General features: G+C 43.7%; 18 protein-coding genes. 10 read left to right on the top strand and 8 right to left on the bottom strand.

Features of this window, described 5'->3' with window-relative positions; genetic code table 11:
- Positions 1-47 precede the first annotated feature (47 nt).
- Positions 48-857: a squalene/phytoene synthase family protein gene (locus RAM70_RS08825; protein WP_045362197.1), complete on the top strand. Its 810-nt coding sequence runs from the start codon at positions 48-50 to the stop codon at positions 855-857.
- A 306-nt stretch (positions 858-1,163) separates the two neighbouring features.
- Here RAM70_RS08825 and petD read toward each other — a convergent pair whose 3' ends face one another.
- Together petD and petB are read right to left on the bottom strand one after the other, a co-directional pair.
- On the bottom strand, positions 1,164-1,646 hold the full coding sequence (gene petD, locus RAM70_RS08815; RefSeq protein ID WP_002738373.1) for a cytochrome b6-f complex subunit IV: 483 nt from the start codon (positions 1,644-1,646) through the stop codon (positions 1,164-1,166).
- 51 nt (positions 1,647-1,697) lie between these two features.
- Complete coding sequence (petB, locus tag RAM70_RS08810; RefSeq protein WP_045362199.1) at positions 1,698-2,366, bottom strand: cytochrome b6; 669 nt, start codon at positions 2,364-2,366, stop codon at positions 1,698-1,700.
- Between the two features lie 236 nt (positions 2,367-2,602).
- Here petB and RAM70_RS08805 point away from each other — a divergent pair, with 236 nt between their 5' ends.
- The 7 genes from RAM70_RS08805 (at position 2,603) to RAM70_RS08775 (ending at position 7,690) form a co-directional block, all read left to right on the top strand.
- Entirely contained in the window at positions 2,603-4,039 is a 1,437-nt protein-coding gene (locus RAM70_RS08805; protein WP_123231114.1) for a circularly permuted type 2 ATP-grasp protein, read from the top strand.
- Between the two features lie 114 nt (positions 4,040-4,153).
- A complete protein-coding gene (locus RAM70_RS08800) occupies positions 4,154-5,155 on the top strand; it encodes an alpha-E domain-containing protein (RefSeq protein WP_045362204.1) in 1,002 nt (333 codons plus the stop codon).
- Entirely contained in the window at positions 5,155-6,021 is an 867-nt protein-coding gene (locus RAM70_RS08795) for a transglutaminase family protein (RefSeq protein ID WP_312673329.1), read from the top strand. The genes RAM70_RS08800 and RAM70_RS08795 overlap by 1 nt, the downstream gene beginning before the upstream one ends.
- Before the next feature lie 12 nt (positions 6,022-6,033).
- A complete protein-coding gene (locus RAM70_RS08790; protein ID WP_312673327.1) occupies positions 6,034-6,195 on the top strand; it encodes a hypothetical protein in 162 nt (53 codons plus the stop codon).
- Between the two features lie 42 nt (positions 6,196-6,237).
- The gene (locus RAM70_RS08785) at positions 6,238-6,372 is read left to right on the top strand and encodes a hypothetical protein (RefSeq protein ID WP_312673326.1); all 135 of its coding nucleotides are present in this window, start codon (positions 6,238-6,240) and stop codon (positions 6,370-6,372) included.
- Between the two features lie 37 nt (positions 6,373-6,409).
- Positions 6,410-6,847 carry a DUF29 domain-containing protein gene (locus tag RAM70_RS08780; RefSeq protein WP_002783069.1) on the top strand — a complete coding sequence of 146 codons (438 nt, stop codon included), beginning with the start codon at positions 6,410-6,412 and terminating at the stop codon, positions 6,845-6,847.
- 111 nt (positions 6,848-6,958) lie between these two features.
- Positions 6,959-7,690, top strand: a complete 732-nt coding sequence (locus tag RAM70_RS08775) for a hypothetical protein (RefSeq protein ID WP_045362220.1) — start codon at positions 6,959-6,961, stop codon at positions 7,688-7,690.
- A 380-nt stretch (positions 7,691-8,070) separates the two neighbouring features.
- Here the strand turns inward: RAM70_RS08775 and RAM70_RS08770 are convergent, their stop codons facing one another.
- The 3 genes from RAM70_RS08770 to RAM70_RS08760 form a co-directional block, all read right to left on the bottom strand.
- Positions 8,071-9,414: a TldD/PmbA family protein gene (locus RAM70_RS08770; protein WP_312673325.1), complete on the bottom strand. Its 1,344-nt coding sequence runs from the start codon at positions 9,412-9,414 to the stop codon at positions 8,071-8,073.
- Positions 9,415-9,507: 93 nt separating this feature from the next.
- Positions 9,508-10,110 carry a DUF456 domain-containing protein gene (locus RAM70_RS08765; RefSeq protein WP_190381297.1) on the bottom strand — a complete coding sequence of 201 codons (603 nt, stop codon included), beginning with the start codon at positions 10,108-10,110 and terminating at the stop codon, positions 9,508-9,510.
- Positions 10,111-10,112: 2 nt separating this feature from the next.
- Positions 10,113-11,582, bottom strand: a complete 1,470-nt coding sequence (locus tag RAM70_RS08760) for a TldD/PmbA family protein (protein ID WP_012266273.1) — start codon at positions 11,580-11,582, stop codon at positions 10,113-10,115.
- Positions 11,583-11,766: 184 nt separating this feature from the next.
- Between RAM70_RS08760 and RAM70_RS08755 the strand changes: the two genes are divergently transcribed.
- Positions 11,767-12,231: a hypothetical protein gene (locus tag RAM70_RS08755; RefSeq protein WP_045362229.1), complete on the top strand. Its 465-nt coding sequence runs from the start codon at positions 11,767-11,769 to the stop codon at positions 12,229-12,231.
- A gap of 544 nt (positions 12,232-12,775) precedes the next feature.
- On the opposite strand, the gene RAM70_RS08750 is transcribed toward RAM70_RS08755, so the two are convergent.
- The 3 genes from RAM70_RS08750 to RAM70_RS08740 are packed head-to-tail and all read right to left on the bottom strand — an operon-like array spanning position 12,776 to position 14,734.
- Positions 12,776-14,029 carry a DNA cytosine methyltransferase gene (locus RAM70_RS08750; RefSeq protein ID WP_045362231.1) on the bottom strand — a complete coding sequence of 418 codons (1,254 nt, stop codon included), beginning with the start codon at positions 14,027-14,029 and terminating at the stop codon, positions 12,776-12,778.
- 43 nt (positions 14,030-14,072) lie between these two features.
- On the bottom strand, positions 14,073-14,510 hold the full coding sequence (locus RAM70_RS08745; RefSeq protein WP_080754352.1) for a PIN domain-containing protein: 438 nt from the start codon (positions 14,508-14,510) through the stop codon (positions 14,073-14,075).
- 2 nt (positions 14,511-14,512) lie between these two features.
- On the bottom strand, positions 14,513-14,734 hold the full coding sequence (locus RAM70_RS08740) for a hypothetical protein (protein ID WP_045362236.1): 222 nt from the start codon (positions 14,732-14,734) through the stop codon (positions 14,513-14,515).
- 565 nt (positions 14,735-15,299) lie between these two features.
- Here RAM70_RS08740 and RAM70_RS08735 point away from each other — a divergent pair.
- Complete coding sequence (locus RAM70_RS08735) at positions 15,300-16,907, top strand: calcium-binding protein (RefSeq protein ID WP_312673320.1); 1,608 nt, start codon at positions 15,300-15,302, stop codon at positions 16,905-16,907.
- Positions 16,908-17,117: the final 210 nt, after the last annotated feature.

Below are 17,117 nucleotides of genomic sequence, written 5' to 3'. Positions count from 1 at the left end.
ATTGGTTTAACTCGTAGTTACCTAAGTTGGCGTGAGGAGTGGACTGAATGAATTTGCGCGATAATGCTTTAACGATTCTGCAAGAAACGAGTCGAACTTTTTATATTCCCATAAGTCGTTTACCGGATCGTCTGCTCGAGGCGGTAGCCTCAGCTTATCTCTGTATGAGGGCGATCGATGAAGTAGAAGACCATCCCGACCTAGATAACTTCAGTAAATCGCAGATATTAAGACAAATTAGCCTGAATTTACAAGCAGGTACTGAAAATTCCACCAAAGAGGACTTTGCTTTTGGCTTAGTCCATCGGGAGATTTTGCCAGAAGTAACCCTGAGAATTGGAGAATGGGCCCTGTTAGCACCGGATTCGATCGCCCCCCGGGTCTGGGATGCCACGGCGGCCATGGCCGATCGCATGGCCTACTGGGCTGGGAATAACTGGGATATTCGCACAGAAATAGAATTAGATCAATATACCTTTAGTGTGGCCGGTGCCGTGGGTTTATTGCTGTCTGACCTCTGGAATTGGTACGATGGCACTCAAACTAATCGCAGTTATGCCATCGGTTTTGGTCGGGGTTTACAAGCGGTTAATATTGCCCGCAACCATGGCGAGGATCTGCGCCGAGGGGTAAGTTTTCTGCCCCAGGGTTGGACAATTGGTGATATTCATAATTATGCCCGTCGTAATCTGAAATTAGCCGATTATTACACTCAATCGCTGCCGAAAGGGCCAGCACTTGATTTTTGTAAGATTCCCCTCGCTTTAGCCCATGGCACTCTCGAAGTCCTAGCTTTAGGTAAGGAAAAACTCAGTCGCAGCGATGTCATCGCTTTGGTACAACAAATTACCCGATAGAAGAAATCACAATTAGGGTTGGCTGAATAAATCTAAAAACCTTGTTGGGTAAGACTTTTAGACTTTTTGTCAATCAAAAAGTACCGGACTGGGAGTGATCAGGGGGAAAATCCCTGGACTTTTTCCCTGAAAATTAGGTAGTTGACCACCTGAAAATCGGTAAAACCCTACACCCCACACCCCACACCCCACAGCCTGCCCCCAAGAAAAACTTTTTGCCGCAAACCCCAATTAAAATTGCCCACGATCGCTCTTCCCAAGTCAGGAATCACAAGCGTGGGCAAAAAACTGCCGGAGTTCAGTAACTTAGAACAAACCGAGAGTTAAAGATATATCGATGGGGAAAGTGGCACCAATACCTAACCAAATCGTGACCACAGTACCAAATAGGAAGATAGCGGTAGCGACGGGACGACGGAAGGGATTTTGGAATTTATTGACGCTTTCAATAAAGGGAACTAACATCAAGCCTAGGGGAACGCCGGCCATGCAAGCGATACCTAAGAGTTTGTTAGGAAGAATACGGAGAATTTGGAAAACGGGATAAAGATACCACTCTGGCAGAATTTCTAGGGGAGTAGCGAAAGGATCGGCAGGTTCACCGATCATGGTGGGATCCATAATCGCTAAACCGGTGCAGAGTCCGATCGTACCGAAGATAACCACCGGGAAGACATAGAGGAGATCGTTGGGCCAAGCGGGTTCACCGTAGTAGTTGTGACCCATACCTTTAGCCAACTTAGCGCGCAGAGCGGGATCGCTGAGATCGGGCTTTTTTAATGTGGACATGGATAATGTCTCCTAAAAATGATTTCGGATCGACAGAGATATTTTTCTGAATTATAGAGGCCCAGAAATGCCTTGTTTACGGATCATCAAGAAATGTAGCAACATGAAGACCGCGATCGACCAGGGTAGTACAAAGGTATGTAAGCTGTAGAAACGGGTTAAAGTTGCTTGACCGACGCTTTCGCTACCGCGCATCAGGGTGACGAGTTGATCACCGACGACGGGAATAGCAGCAGGTACACCGGAAACAATTTTAACCGCCCAGTAACCCACCTGATCCCAGGGTAAGGAGTAACCGGTGACACCGAAGCTAACGGTGATCACGGCCAGGACAACCCCAGTGACCCAGGTTAATTCCCGAGGTTTTTTGAAGCCACCGGTCAGGTAAACGCGGAAAACGTGCAGGATCATCATTAAGACCATCATACTGGCAGACCAGCGATGGATAGAACGAATTAACCAGCCAAAGTTAACTTCGTTCATGATGTACTGTACCGAGGAGAGGGCCTCTGCTACGGTGGGTTTGTAGTAGAAGGTCATGGCGAAACCAGTGGCAAACTGGATCACGAAGCACACAAGGGTGATACCACCAAGACAGTAGAAGATATTAACGTGGGGGGGAACGTATTTGGTGCTGATATCATCAGCGATCCCTTGAATTTCTAAGCGTTCCTGAAACCATTGATAGGCTTTAGAATCCGTTACTTGTTTGGTAAACATCGCGTAACCAGTAAGAAAAATGAAAGATTTAAGGTTTGACCTTTAAAAAATGTAACACAGTTTTCAGGGCTAATTCTCGCTCTTGTCAGGTTTCTCCACCGGTGGGGAGCAATCGGCGATCGCTGTCTGCCAAACCGCTAACTTTCTAAAATTTCCCTTAAAATGTCTCCTAGACTACAAAAAATCGGGCCAATTGTCCGACACTGGGAATAGGTAAGGTATGGAATGAGGTCAGCGTGCTATTAAATACCTACGATCCCGAAGGCTTCTACGACGAACTATTCTTGGATGATGGTCAACCTCGTCCCCACGCGTCCCCTTTAATCAAATGGTTGCAGAATCTGCCGCCCCGAGAACTTCAACAACACCGGGAAACCGCTCAGTCGGCCCTGTTTGAATTGGGGGTGACTTTCAATGTCTATAGCGACAATCAAGGGGTGGAAAAAATCTTTCCTTTTGATATTATTCCCCGAATTGTCTCGGCTGAGGACTGGGATTATTTAGAAAGAGGACTGAAACAACGCATCAAAGCTCTCAATCTTTTTCTCTCCGATATCTATAATGACCAGTTAATCATTAAAGATGGCATTATTCCCCCCGAATTAATCGCCTCGGCGACGGGATTTCTTAAACCCTGTCTGGGACTGAAACCCGCTGGAGGTATCTGGTGTCACATCACGGGGACCGATTTAGTCCGCGATAAAGATGGTCAATGGTACGTTTTAGAGGATAATTTGCGGGTTCCTTCCGGTATTTCCTATGTCCTGGAAAATCGTCGGGTAATGAAAAGCACTTTCCCCGATATTTTCCAGACAATGAATGTTAAACCGGTGGATGATTATCCTTCCCATCTGTTGGAAACTCTCCTCAATTTAGCCCCAGCCCAATTACCTAATCCCACCGTGGTGGTTTTAACCCCCGGAACCTATAATTCTGCCTACTTTGAACATTCTTTTATCGCCCAACAAATGGGGGTAGAATTGGTGGAAGGGCGTGATTTAGTCGTCTTTGATGGTTATCTACAAATGAAAACCACCAAGGGATTAAGACGGGTAGATGTGGTCTATCGTCGCCTCGATGATGACTTTTTAGATCCAGCGGTTTTTCGTCCCGATTCGATGTTAGGTGTACCAGGGTTATTAAAAGTTTTCCAGGAAGGTCGCGTCGCTTTAGCTAATGCCCCGGGTACGGGAGTCGCCGATGATAAGGTTATTTATGCTTTTGTCCCCGATATGATTCGTTATTATCTGGGAGAAGAAGCGATTTTAAATAACGTTCCTACCTATCTTTGTTGGCGAGAAAAGGACTTAGATTATGTCTTAAATAATCTCGATAAGTTAGTTGTGAAAGCCGCTAATGAGTCGGGAGGTTATGGGATGTTAGTCGGTTCTCAAGCTACCCCCGAACAAAGGGCAGAATTCGCCCCACGCATTGCCGCTAATCCCCGCAATTATATCGCTCAACCGGTGTTAAGTCTTTCTAGGGTTCCCACTTTAATTGACACGGAAGTTGAAGGTCGTCATGTGGATTTACGTCCCTATATTCTCCATCGTGGCGATGAAATTTATGTGCATCCCGGGGGGTTAACTCGCGTGGCTTTGAAAAAGGGTTCTTTAGTGGTTAATTCCTCTCAAGGTGGTGGCAGTAAAGACACTTGGGTTTTAACCAAGTAATCAAGACAATAATCAAAATTTTGCTGGGTTACGGCCAAAATTAAATCATGAGTCGAGTGCATAAATTATTTTCGCCCAATCCACCCTACCCTTTTCACTTTTTCCTGGTTAATTATGCTTAGTAGAGTTGCCGATTCAATTTATTGGTTAAATCGCTATATTGAACGGGCAGAAAATGTCGCCCGGTTTATGGATGTTAACCTTAATTTAATGTTAGATGTACCTACCAGTGTTTTGCAACAGTGGGAACCTTTGGTTTTAACCACGGGAGATTTAGAACAATTCAAGAAACGTTACGGCACAGCCACCGCAGAAAATGTGATCAATTTCTTGACATTTGACACGGAATATAGTAGTTCAATTATCTCTTGTTTGCGCTGGGCGCGAGAAAATGCTCGGTCAGTTCGCGAGATTATTTCTTCGGAAATGTGGGAACAGGTTAATGGTTTTTTCTTAATGGTAAAAGATGCTTCCTCTTACCATCCTCAAACTACTTTACCGAACTTTTTTACCCAAGTTAAATTGGCTAGTCACCGTTTTGCAGGGGTGATGGATGCAACGATGACTCATAATGAAGGTTGGCATTTTGGCGTTATGGGAAGATTACAGGAACGCGCCGATAAAACCGCCAGAATTCTTGATGTTAAATACTATTATCTCTTGCCTTCCGCTCAATGGGTAGGAACTTCTCTAGACCAAATTCAATGGATTGCTTTACTGCGGTCGGTGAGTGCCTACGAAATGTATCGTAAATGTCAACGACGGATTACTCCTAGTGACGTGGCCGAATTTTTAATTCTTAATCGAGAATTTCCTCGTTCAATTCACTTTTGTCTGCGGGAATTAGACCACTGTTTGCATCAAGTTACAGGGACTCCTATAGGAACTTGGGGGAATTCGGTAGAAAGAAGTTTAGGGCGACTTTGTGCGGAAATGGGTTATCTAACTATCGAGGATATTATTGAAATGGGATTGCATGAATTCCTCGACCATATTCAAAAAAGAGTTAATGATGTGGGAACAAAAATGACAGAAACTTTCTTTGTTTTTAATCCTGAACTTGCCTCACCTCTGCCAGTAAATAACTTTCAATATCAATCCCAATTAATAACTTAATGCGTTATCACATTCGGCATCAAACTAACTATTTCTATAATCAACCCGTGATTTTATCGCCCCATCTGCTGCGCTTGCGACCAAAATCCGATGGTGGGCAAACTTTACGAGAGTTCACGCTCAAAATTAACCCGGAACCTTTAACGATAACTAATATTATCGACCTCGATGGCAATTCTTGTTTACAAATTTGGTTTAATCAACCGACGGAAGAATTATTGATTGATGTGGTGAGTGAAGTGGAAACCCATGGGGTTAATCCTTTTCAGTATTTGTTGGAACCTTGGGCGACCTGTTTACCCTTTGATTATCCCATTTCTCTCCACAGTCAATTACAACCCTACAGACAATTTTATGGGTTAGCTAATGACCCTGATGTGGCAGCATTAGCCCAGGAAGTTATGCAGGAAACCGAGGGACAGGTGCTATCTTTCCTGTTTAATCTTAATGACAAAATTTACCGAAATTGTCAGCAAATTATTCGTCTTACCGGGGAACCCTATCTACCCGGAAACACTTGGAAAAATAAGCAGGGTTCCTGTCGCGATTTTGTGGTTTTATTTATGGATGTGTGTCGCTGTGTGGGATTAGCTTCCCGTTTTGTCAGTGGCTATCAAGAAGGAGATTTAGACCAAGGAGAAAGACATTTACACGCTTGGGTAGAGGTGTATTTGCCGGGGGGCGGCTGGAAAGGCTATGATCCTACCCATGGATTAGCGGTGAGTGACCGTCATATTAGCCTCGTTTCTAGTCCAATTCCCCGTTATTGCGCGCCGGTAGAGGGAAATGCTCGACCGGTTAATCTCGGTCATCAAGTGATAGAATCTCAGCTATCATCGACAATTGCAATCGATTTGTTATCTTGAGGAGGATTTTTTATGGCTAAAGGATTTGGCACAGCAACAAAAGGACATTTAGGCTATGTTTTATTGTTGTGTCCTACTGCTAATACCTATGCGGCTAATTATAGTTTAGATGGGGAAGGAGAGGAGTTTATTGGGGTTACTAATAGGTTAGAAATGGCGCAAGTTTGGACTTAAAACAGTGCGGTGCGTGAGGCAATAATCAAATATGGATATTTTTTGATTGAACAGTTAGAAGAAACTCCTAAAGTAAATATTCAGATTAGAAGTTTAAAGCGTTTAGCCAACGGCAAGTTGGTTACGGAAGTGTTAGAGGAGTTAACTTTTGAACAAAATTCGGCTTCTCCTAGATAGAAAGCCATTTAAGTAATTTTCTATGGAGAGTTAAATTATGTCGTCAACTGCCTACGAAACTGATTATAATCAATGGCTAAAAGAGACGGTAAAACAGTTACAAGAGCGTAATTTTGATCAGGTGGATTTGGATAATTTAATTGAAGAAATCGAGAGTATAAGGAAAAGTGATAGACGAGCTTTAATGAGTCTGTTAACCCGTCTTATCGAACAGCTTTTAAAGCTGGCTTATTGGCAAGAAGAAAAAAAACGGTCAGGTAATCATTGGGCGGCAGCAATAGTCAATTTTCGCGCCCAAATTCAGCATCGTTTAGAAGATAGTCCCAGCTTACGGCCAGAATTAGCAGCTATGTATGATAAAGTTTATCCAGTGGCGATTAAATCAGTTTCTCAGCTTTTTTCCCTCAATTCAGACGCTCATATATCCCTCGAACAAACATTAGATGATAATTGGTTTCCCCCGGCTGAAAAATAGTTCTTAACTATAAAAACTGATGGCCTTACCCTCATACTTATTAAAACTTAAATTTTAGGGTAAAAAAAGAGGAATATAATATCAGGCAGTCAAATTAAGGATATTTTCTGGATGAGAATCTTAACATCTACTACTATTGCGGTTTCTCTCTCTTTATCCCTTATCAGCCCCAGCTTTGCCGTTAGCTTGGTAACTAATCGTGCCGACCTCAAGGGTAATGATTCCATCGATTGGTCGAGTCTTGGCAAGGTTTTAAACCCTTTTAACCCTAATTTCGCTGATTTTCTCGGTTTTTCTTTTTCCGGTACTTCCGCCGGAGGATTGGGCTTAGATGTAGATATTAATCCGATAAATCCGCCGATTACACCGCCTTTTGTCTTTAAAACGGCTCCTATTCCGCAGGGCATCCCGACTAACTTTGCTAACGGTGATTTTCTCTTGTTTACGGGGCTGCAGTTTGGTCTATTTCCCGCTCCTGGCAACCCAGGCCCGATTTCGATTAGCTTCGCACAACCGGTTAGGGCTGCTGGAGCGCAAATCGCTGTGGATGATGAGCCGAACTTTGTTGGTACTATCAAAGCATTTGATATTAATGACAATCTTTTGGATAGTTTTAGTGTCAATGGTACATCTTCTACAGTACTGGATAATTCTGCCATTTTTCTGGGGGTAAAAAGTGCGTTGGCCGAGATTAGCCGCATTGAATTTAGTAGTGATTTTAATAACCGCGCCATTGGCATTAATACTCTCAGTATCGATAACCCTGCCATTCCTGAACCATCCCTGACAATAGCTCTCCTCGTTATGGGTTCGGGTTTGCTGTGCCTGAAAAAAAGGCTATGATAGTGGAAAAGACGAGCCTAATTTTGATGGGAAAATTAAGTTCGACTTTCTAAAAGCTGTTATCTCCACAGAATTGAATGAATTGTATAATTTAGAGTCAGTCAGGCTGCATCTAATATTTGTGACTCTCTTCCACTTATGATGATAAGCAGAAGTTATTAAAAGAGGGCGAGCGCAATTCGCCGCTACAATTGGGATAGGTTAGCCTCGGTAAGCTCTACTGCATTTCAACCCTGTACCGATAATTTTAGTAATAATGTTCAAACTTCCTCTCTGGAACCCCAGCACTTGCCACTCCTTACCCACGACTATAAAATTAGCATCCATCTTGCGGGGGTATTACCCTTGTTAATACCCCCTATTTTTGGTCCGATATAGTGTTAAGCTTCTCCTGTGATTGATAAACCCTCTACCCAAACGTAGGGACAAACACCACTGGGAGTAATAACTGCTTCCGGTTCCAGATAAACAATCGATTTCAGCAGTGTTAAAATATCCCCGGCTACGGTAGCGGAATCGATGCTAACGCGCTCATTTTTGTTAACTAACCAACCGTCAAAGGGCAAAGAGAAGGAACCTTGTAGAGAATTAACTCCTGCATGAAGTGCCTGTAAACTATCAATTAAAACCACATTTTCTGCTGTTTCCAAAGAATAGCTCTTTGGTTGATTAGCACTAGCAAAAACGTGATAAAAATGGGGACTAACCGTTACTTTTGCCCCAATGTTACCGTTGCCAGTCGGTTCCGCATTCATCCGTTTAGCGGTAATCGTGCTATGGAGAAAATTACTCAAAATCCCCTCTTTAATTAATTCCACACGACGGGTGGGAGTGCCTTCACTATCAAAAGTTTCTGCGGCAACATTAGCTGGATGGAGGGCATCATCACACAAATTTAAGGCAGTAGCGGCGATTTGTGTTCCTAGGGATTCAGGAGTAGAAAGACTCTGTTTATCAAGGACATTTTGGGCATTAAACAGATTAGAAAATGCTCCCATTAGACTCAAAAAGGCGCGGGGGGCAAAAACCACCAAATATTTACCCGTGGTAATCGGTTGATAGTCCAGATGGCTAACAGTTTTGGTAATCGCTTCCTCGATGCAACCATCGATATCTAATTTTTCCAGCCCCGGACTAACCCGAAAAGCACCAGCGCTGCGGGGTTTTTTGCCTTCCTGTTCGGTTTTGGTGTATAAATACACGCTGGCATAACTACGCGCTTCCTGACGCATTGCCCCGTCGCTATTGAGATAAAAACGTCTGACCTGCTGTTGTCCCAAACCGTTATAGGGAACACTGGCAATAGCCGGATGGGCCGCTAGTAAGGATTTTTCGGCGGCTAATAACTTATCGACGAGAGTGGATACAGGTGCTTGATTAGACATTTCGCTGGCCACTTCTGTGGTAGGTGCGGTGGCAGCGGGACTAAAATCGGGGACATTTTCCTTAACCCCAAAAAAGCTGGCTTCTTGGGCGGTTTTCAGGGCTAATTGCAGTCCCACCGGGTCCACATCGGTGGTAGAGGTGACACCGACTTGATTATCCCGATTCCAGACGCGAACGATAACGCTGGAACGATTGGAAGCTTGTACCTGTTTGGGTTCCCCTTGAAACACATCCACATCGGTTTCATCGACAGAAGAACCATAGATGTCGTATTTAGCAATTCCTAAAGCTTGGGCGCTAGAATTAGCGATTTGGGCGATATCTTCAACTTTTGGCATAGATTTGGTCAGAAATGAGATGAATGTAGAATTGAGCGGTCAGCCATCAGCAGTCAGCTAGATAAAAGTGATATTTATCAGAAAAATGGCTGATTAATTGAAAAACAAAGAACTCAAATCTGAAAACTGATAACTGAAAACTGATAACTGGTAACTGATAACTGAAGAGAGATTGGGCCAAGTGGTGACAATAAAGACGATAACGGCAGCCGTGGCCAGCATAGCTTTGGCAACGTGACCGATAACCGTACCGACGACGATACCGACACAGACTTTTAGGGATTGTTGCAAACGGGGGGTTAATTCCAAATCGCGACGATAGGCGTATTCTCCCAAAAAAGCCCCCACCACAGGACCGACAAATAAGCCGATAATCGGGCCGCCAATGGGTAAAGCGGGTAAAAGCCCGAATATTCCCGCTAATAAACCCACTACTAGCCCGATTTGACTCCAATTGCTCGCCCCAACTTTTTGGGCGCCGAGATAACTAGCGAGGAATTCCACCCCCAGACTGAGGAGAAGGATAACAAAGGCCACGGCTAAAGCGACCCCCATCCCCGCGAATTTGGTCACAAAACCCCACACCACCATGGCGATTAAAATCAAACTCATGCCGGGGACAGCGGGCAGCAGTTCGCCAATTATCCCCACTATCATGATGGCGATGAGGAAATAGTAGAGAATCACTAAAGCCATGATTAACGACCGCCAACGGTAATAGAATCGACTTTTAAATGGGGTTGACCAACGGTGACATAAACGCTACCACTGACGGAACCGCAAAAACCCGCCGCTAGTCCTAAATCTTGGGAACACATAGAGATTTTATTCATAATCTCCTTAGCTGAACCGATTAAAGTCGCGCCTTTCAGGGGTTTAGTCAGGTTGCCATTTTCGATAAGATAGGCCTCCTCGACGGCGAAATTAAATTCCCCGGTCGCCCCCACACTACCACCGCCCATTTTTTTGCAATAAATGCCTTTATCGATGGAATTAAAGAGATTATCGAGGGTATATTCCCCGGGGGCGATGTAGGTATTCCGCATCCGACTAGCGGCGGCATAGGTGTAGTTTTGACGGCGACCGCTACCTGTGCGCGGATGGCCGGTTTTAATTGAACCGGTGCGATCGGCAATGAAGTTTTTTAGGATACCATTTTCAATTAGGAGAGTACGCTGGGCCGGCATTCCCTCATCGTCCATATCGATAGTACCGAAAGCTTTATCGGATAATCCTTCGTCCCAAGCCGTCAGATTTTCGTGGGCGATTTTTTCGCCTTTTTTATCGAGAAAGGGCGTGGTTTTTTGCTCAATTTGCGTAGTTTCTAGCAAATGGCCGCAGGCTTCGTGGAAGATAACACCGCCAAATTCATTGGCCATGACGATGGGATAACTGCCAGATTCTACATAGTCAGCGTAAAGCATTTTACCCGCCGATTCGGCCACTTCTGCCGCCGATTCCTCGGCATTCCACGTCCGCAGAAAATCGGGATTACTGGTACTACCCACCCGTTTACCAATGCTAGAACGATTAGTCCCATCGGCACAGAGGAGATTATAGCCCACCGATTGGGTGAGGCGAATATCCCGGGCAAAAGTGCCGTCACTAGCGGCAACTAAAATTTCTTGCCAATCGCGAAAATAAGCGGCGCGACGAGATTGGACGTGAGAGGCTTTCTGATTGAGTTGAACGTTAGCAGTTAGGAGAATATCACCCATTTCTCGCAAAGAACTGCAATTATTCAGCCAAATATCTTTATTTTTGACCGTGGCATAATCCCGGAACATTTCCAGATTGATTTCGGGAATATAGGCGTTAGGACTGGGTAGGTTTAAACCGAGAATCGATAAACCTTTTTCTAGGGCATTTTTTAAGCCTTGGAAGCTTAAATCGTTGGTACTGACATAACAATCAGCTTTACCGCGAAAAAGGCGGATTCCTGCCCCTGTAGATAGTTTCGGTGAGAGACTGGTGATGGTGTCATCTTCGGCTAAACAACTGATATAGTTGACTCTTTCGAGGAAAAATTCGATAAAAGTTGCCCCGGCAGCCCGTCCCAGTCCCAGGAGAGTGGACAAAGGAGCCGCCCAAGAGCTATCAAAGCGCTCCAGACTAGGATTATATTTCAGGGTGGGGAGTTCTTTGGAGATGAGTAGAGTGGGTGACATAAAGCTCGTTTATCAGTTAATCTGCTGGTTTCTAGTCTAACAGTTCCCAGTTTTTTCCGTATTGGGGTGGGTTAGCGTGGCCCAACCCAGCTAAATTTTTCTCCTTCATATCTCTTAATAAAAACCTTGATTCGATCGCTGATCGCCCGCAAGATTAAAGAAAGAGCGACTCAGGATCAAAATAATGGCCACAGCGACACAATTCTTAAACATTTCTGACTTGACAAAAGATGATTATTGTGTATTCGGTTTAGCGATTTGTTTTCTTAAACGGGAGGGAGAATTAGAAAAAGTGGCGGTGTTAGAACCGATTCCCTCGGCAGCCCTAGAGGCAATTGTCAAAGGAATTCCCACTTCCTACGAATTTGCCCGCGCCATGGCTTTAGGAGAGGTTTTTCAGGACGATAATCCTCAAATACCCAGTAATTTCCCCGATAATGCCCAATTATGCGAGAATTTTGTCGAAAGGGCGATTGCGGCCACTCGCACCTACAAAAATCAACCCCACCTGCAAGGGTTAATCCCCTTGGGCAGCCAAAAAGACGATTTAAACTTTTCCCTAGAGAAAAAACGCATCTTGAATGCTGTTCATGTCGTGCGGACGGAGGATAACGTCAAACAACATTCTCACACCCATAAGGTTTTGTAATCAAGGTTAGTTCGGGTTAGGGAAATTTTGCCGTTTTCCCTGATTCCGAACTCAGGTTATGGCAGTTATCTTAAGGGTGAGGTGTCAAGTTGTGATTTTGAGGAGTTGATGCCCAATTAAGTAGGGAGGCACAATTATTTGTAGGATGGGTTAGCGGTAGCGTAACATGAGCGGGCGTTGGGTTTCATACTTCAACCCAACCTACGTTCATCTAAAAAGATTATAATTTGTTTTCTCAATTTAGGATTAGTAAACCATGGCAAGTATAGAAACATTATTAGCAGAAATTATTAAGGCTGCATCTCACATTTGCAGAAATAGCGACAATCGGCAATTATTGGTGAATCTTAAATTGGTACAAGTATATTAACAACTGCGTGTAAGCATCTCACCGAAAAGCAAATGCGCGAGGGGTTTGGGGGGTAGAACCCCCCAAAAGCTTGGATTGAGTCATAAAATCGAAAGTAACGCCCAATTTTCAAAGAGAGGTTCCCTTTAAAAACCCCAACTTAGTAGATTTATAAAAATGAGATGCACCCAATTATTAAGGCAATGCTACACATAAATTTTTGCTGACTGAATAAATATCTTCAAACAAATAATTCCATTGATGTTCTAGGTGTCTAGCAATGTGGTAAGCAAGCAAAGGTGGGACAGCATTACCAATTAGTTTGTAACCATCCGTAGCCGAAAGTGAATATTTTCCATCTCCCTTGTTTTGTTGACGCACAAATTGAAAATCATCGGAAAAAGTCTGTATTCTCGCACATTCCCGCACAGTTAAACGTCTCATTTTTAACCCTGCTTCTAACTCATTAACTATCTTTACCCCTAATTCTAAAGATAATCTCCTAAATTCAATATTGCCGTGATGTTCCGAGCGAATAGTCGGACCTAAACCCTGTAAATTAACCTCGATTTGTCCCTGAGTTTTACCATAATATTTAGCTTTTGAATAACTTTTTTGTGAGAGGTCAAATAACTCATCTTCCGGTTCTGCTAAACCTGATAATATCTGACCCACTGTACTGTAAGTTTTAACTTTATGGGTTGGAGGCGGAAAAATATCATTATTTTCTAGATGTCCTATCGCTGTTGCTTTTAAATAGGTTTTATTTAAACCGATAAAGATAATTCTTTCCCTAGTTTGGGTAATTCCGTAATCGGGAGCAAAGAGAAGTTTAGGGATAACTATATATCCATCTTTACCAATGGCACTAAAATCATCTTCAATTATATCTTTAAGATTAGCCAAAGAGATTAAACCTTTGACATTTTCAGCAATAAAAACTTTAGGTAAGGTTAATTCAATAACTCTCTTCATCCAATAATAAAGTTTTCCGCGATTATCCTGAAAACTATCTTCACTCTCGTCTAGTAGTTTACCCGTGTGACTTTTGTGAGAATTAAACCCCTTTCTTTTTCCTGAAACACTAAAATCTTGACAGGGAAAACCTCCCGTTACTACATCGATATTACTGGGAAACTGAAACTCTCCTTTTTCTGCTTGTTTGACTAAATCTACAATACTCCCCAAGTGAAATACATTCTTTTTACACCTTTTTTCAAAGTAGGGAATCCAAGCATTATGAGCAGCTTTAGTTATATCATTAGCAAAGACAGTTTCAAAAGTAGTGCGCGGTAGTTTTAGCCATGGTTCCCGTCTTTCTACTATCCAATCTTGATGAATATTTTCATTAACACAGTCTTGGTGTACCCAAAAACCTCCCTCTAATCCTAAGTCCATTCCCCCGCAGCCAGAAAAGAGGGATAAAACTCGCTTTTGTTGCCTATTCATCACTATTGATTAAATGAGTAATTCAATAATATCATACTGATAATCAACTCGATCGAAAAGGATTAATTAAAGTTAGTTGATTGGATATTATTAACCCATCCTGCATATCTTCAGAGTAAAGAATACTAGCATCGGATGCTAAGGCACTAGCTACAATTAAACTATCCCAAAAAGAAAAACTGTATTGAGTGCGGAGTTCAGAGGCTCTTAAAATAATATTGCGATCAAGTTGAATAACAACACATCCATCGTAAAATTCTTGGATAATTTGTCTAATTTGAATTTCACTTATTTTAGCTTTTTTGGATAAAACAGCGCAAACTTCATTAATAATTTGCGTACTGATTAAGATATTTTCCCTGCTAGTTAAAGCGTTCGCTAGATTGCGTTTTCGCATTTCTTCAGCATCGTTACACTCTGGGTCTATTAAAAGACGGTATAGCCAGATATTAGAATCACAAAAACAAAGAGAATTGGTCATAATTATAGCTGATGAATTTCTTCCCGATTTAATTGACGAATACCTTTAACAGCAACGGGATTTTGAGTTAATTGGGCAATGATTCCAGTGGTTGATACTTTTTTATTTTGTTTGATCACAATAACTTGAACTTCGCTGTCTTCCCTCAAGTCCTGTTGGTATTCTTCGGGAATTTCGATGATACCTTGTTTGATTTTGGCTTTAAATTCCACTGCATTTAACATATTGTTGCTCTCGAGCGACTGTCTATAAGATTAATTATAGCCCTCTTCTGTCAGTGGGAAGTGGGAAGTATGGCTGTACCGTTGACTGTATCTAGAGTAGTTTATTGGTTTTACATTGCTTTAGCTCAAGCTCTGTAAGACTTTTAGCCATAGCTACTATATTTATAGGGGGGAAGTTCAGAAATAAGGCAAATTCGTCAATCAGAATATTTTCATGGGCGGCGATAATCTGCTTAACCCGAACTCAGGTAAGTAGTCGTGCAAAATAAATTTCCTAGTGAAGATAGGCAAGAGGCAATAGGCAATAGGCAAAAGCTTTATCGAAATGTGTAATTAATTTTGCTTAGGTACTTAATATTAAAATTTATTTTGCTAATTACTTTTTGGCTATTCTTTGCTGTATAATGGCGGCATTGGTATCTAATAGACAAGGTTCTCTCGACTCTTGCCTGTTGTGTGAGTTGTTCCCTGACATAATCTAGATGTTTCCATCTCTAGGGCTGGTTAGCTCGCACAATCCAAGCGAGTTGATTGGTCTAGTTGTACTTAGGACAAAAGAAAGACAATGGCTAACCCGATTTTTTTCGATATATTTGACGGCAATCTCCTCGACAATAACATAACTAACGGTTTGAACTCCGATGATCTTATCGTTCTTGATAACGGTAATGACAGTTCTGACGGTGGCGCTGGTAATGATTTAATCTTTGGTAATGGGGGCAACGACACCCTAGTGGGGGGCGCGGGGATAGATACCCTCAACGGCGGTGACGGTAATGATGTTATCACCTCCGATGGCGACGGCGGAATCTATGGGGGCGATGCAGGTAACGATACCCTCTTTTCGGGAATTGGTAACGAAACTATGGACGGTGGCGCTGGCATCGATACCATCGACCACACTGTCTTCGGTGGTAACTACGTGTTCAATATGGCCACTGGGTTAACCAACTTTGGCGGTGAAAGCTTCATCAACTTTGAAAACGCCAATATGGGTGCCGGTAACGACTCGGTGACGGGTAATGCCTCCGCCAACATAATCAACGGCGGTGCTGGCAACGACACCCTAGTGGGGGGCGCGGGGATAGATACCCTCAACGGCGGTGACGGTAATGATGTTATCACCTCCGATGGCGACGGCGGAATCTATCGGGGCGATGCAGGTAACGATACCCTCTTTTCGGGAATTGGTAACGAAACTATGGACGGTGGCGCTGGCATCGATACCATCGACCACACTGTCTTCGGTGGTAACTACGTGTTCAATATGGCCACTGGGTTAACCAACTTTGGCGGTGAAAGCTTCATCAACTTTGAAAACGCCAATATGGGTGCTGGTAACGACTCGGTGACGGGTAATGCCTCCGCCAACATAATCAACGGCGGTGCTGGCAACGACACCCTAGTGGGGGGCGCGGGGATAGATACCCTCAACGGCGGTGACGGTAATGATGTTATCACCTCCGATGGCGACGGCGGAATCTATCGGGGCGATGCAGGTAACGATACCCTCTTTTCGGGAATTGGTAACGAAACTATGGACGGTGGCGCTGGCATCGATACCATCGACCACACTGTCTTCGGTGGTAACTACGTGTTCAATATGGCCACTGGGTTAACCAACTTTGGCGGTGAAAGCTTCATCAACTTTGAAAACGCCAATATGGGTGCTGGTAACGACTCGGTGACGGGTAATGCCTCCGCCAACATAATCAACGGCGGTGCTGGCAACGACACCCTCGAAGGTGGTTTCGGTCAGGATACCCTTACCGGTGGCGCTGGAAATGATTTCTTCAGGCTCACGGAAGTGTCGTTTATATCATTGCCCCCCGGCCCAGCTAATCCCCAGAGCCGTGATCTGATCACCCTATTCTCCGTAGCCGATGACACGATCATTCTGGCGGACAGTCTTGACAGCAGCTTCGCCTTTTCTCCGGGGGCGATCACGGGTCTGAGCTTTGTTGGTGGTAATGTGCCTGGAAATGTCCTTAACGCTGGCTGGTTCTTCGTGGGGAGTCCCGGCTGGAACCCAACAGACCTGTCCGGCATCTACTTTACCCCTAGCGACGGCAACATCTTCTATAACCCTGACTCAACCACAGCCGGTAGTTACCTAATTGCTAATGTTGGGACTGCGGCGATGACTAATGCTGACTTCGTTTACGGGGTGTAAGTCTCAGCTAGGCATCACAGCAGAACTAGGCCATATCCCCCGCCTTTAGCGGGGGTTTTTTGTCGGACACCCATCATTCAGTCACTAAAAATCCCAACTTTAACAGCGATATTAATCCTTTAAAAAACAGCATTATTTTTGAGTATGTATTAACCAGGGAACCAATCTTCATCAACAATTTTCTCAATTGTCCAAGGACAGTCAACTGGT

Origin of the sequence: Microcystis wesenbergii NRERC-220, assembly GCF_032027425.1 — a bacterium.
Taxonomy (GTDB): domain Bacteria; phylum Cyanobacteriota; class Cyanobacteriia; order Cyanobacteriales; family Microcystaceae; genus Microcystis; species Microcystis wesenbergii_A.
This window is presented reverse-complemented; position numbering and strand designations above follow the sequence as displayed.

Coding starts and splice junctions, on each gene's coding strand:
- RAM70_RS08825 (WP_045362197.1), top strand. CDS start 48: ATGAATTTGCGCGATAATGCTTTAACGATTCTGCAAGAAACGAGTCGA.
- petD (WP_002738373.1), bottom strand. CDS start 1,646: ATGTCCACATTAAAAAAGCCCGATCTCAGCGATCCCGCTCTGCGCGCT.
- petB (WP_045362199.1), bottom strand. CDS start 2,366: ATGTTTACCAAACAAGTAACGGATTCTAAAGCCTATCAATGGTTTCAG.
- RAM70_RS08800 (WP_045362204.1), top strand. CDS start 4,154: ATGCTTAGTAGAGTTGCCGATTCAATTTATTGGTTAAATCGCTATATT.
- RAM70_RS08795 (WP_312673329.1), top strand. CDS start 5,155: ATGCGTTATCACATTCGGCATCAAACTAACTATTTCTATAATCAACCC.
- RAM70_RS08790 (WP_312673327.1), top strand. CDS start 6,034: ATGGCTAAAGGATTTGGCACAGCAACAAAAGGACATTTAGGCTATGTT.
- RAM70_RS08780 (WP_002783069.1), top strand. CDS start 6,410: ATGTCGTCAACTGCCTACGAAACTGATTATAATCAATGGCTAAAAGAG.
- RAM70_RS08775 (WP_045362220.1), top strand. CDS start 6,959: ATGAGAATCTTAACATCTACTACTATTGCGGTTTCTCTCTCTTTATCC.
- RAM70_RS08770 (WP_312673325.1), bottom strand. CDS start 9,414: ATGCCAAAAGTTGAAGATATCGCCCAAATCGCTAATTCTAGCGCCCAA.
- RAM70_RS08765 (WP_190381297.1), bottom strand. CDS start 10,110: ATGGCTTTAGTGATTCTCTACTATTTCCTCATCGCCATCATGATAGTG.
- RAM70_RS08760 (WP_012266273.1), bottom strand. CDS start 11,582: ATGTCACCCACTCTACTCATCTCCAAAGAACTCCCCACCCTGAAATAT.
- RAM70_RS08755 (WP_045362229.1), top strand. CDS start 11,767: ATGGCCACAGCGACACAATTCTTAAACATTTCTGACTTGACAAAAGAT.
- RAM70_RS08750 (WP_045362231.1), bottom strand. CDS start 14,029: ATGAATAGGCAACAAAAGCGAGTTTTATCCCTCTTTTCTGGCTGCGGG.
- RAM70_RS08745 (WP_080754352.1), bottom strand. CDS start 14,510: ATGACCAATTCTCTTTGTTTTTGTGATTCTAATATCTGGCTATACCGT.
- RAM70_RS08740 (WP_045362236.1), bottom strand. CDS start 14,734: ATGTTAAATGCAGTGGAATTTAAAGCCAAAATCAAACAAGGTATCATC.
- RAM70_RS08735 (WP_312673320.1), top strand. CDS start 15,300: ATGGCTAACCCGATTTTTTTCGATATATTTGACGGCAATCTCCTCGAC.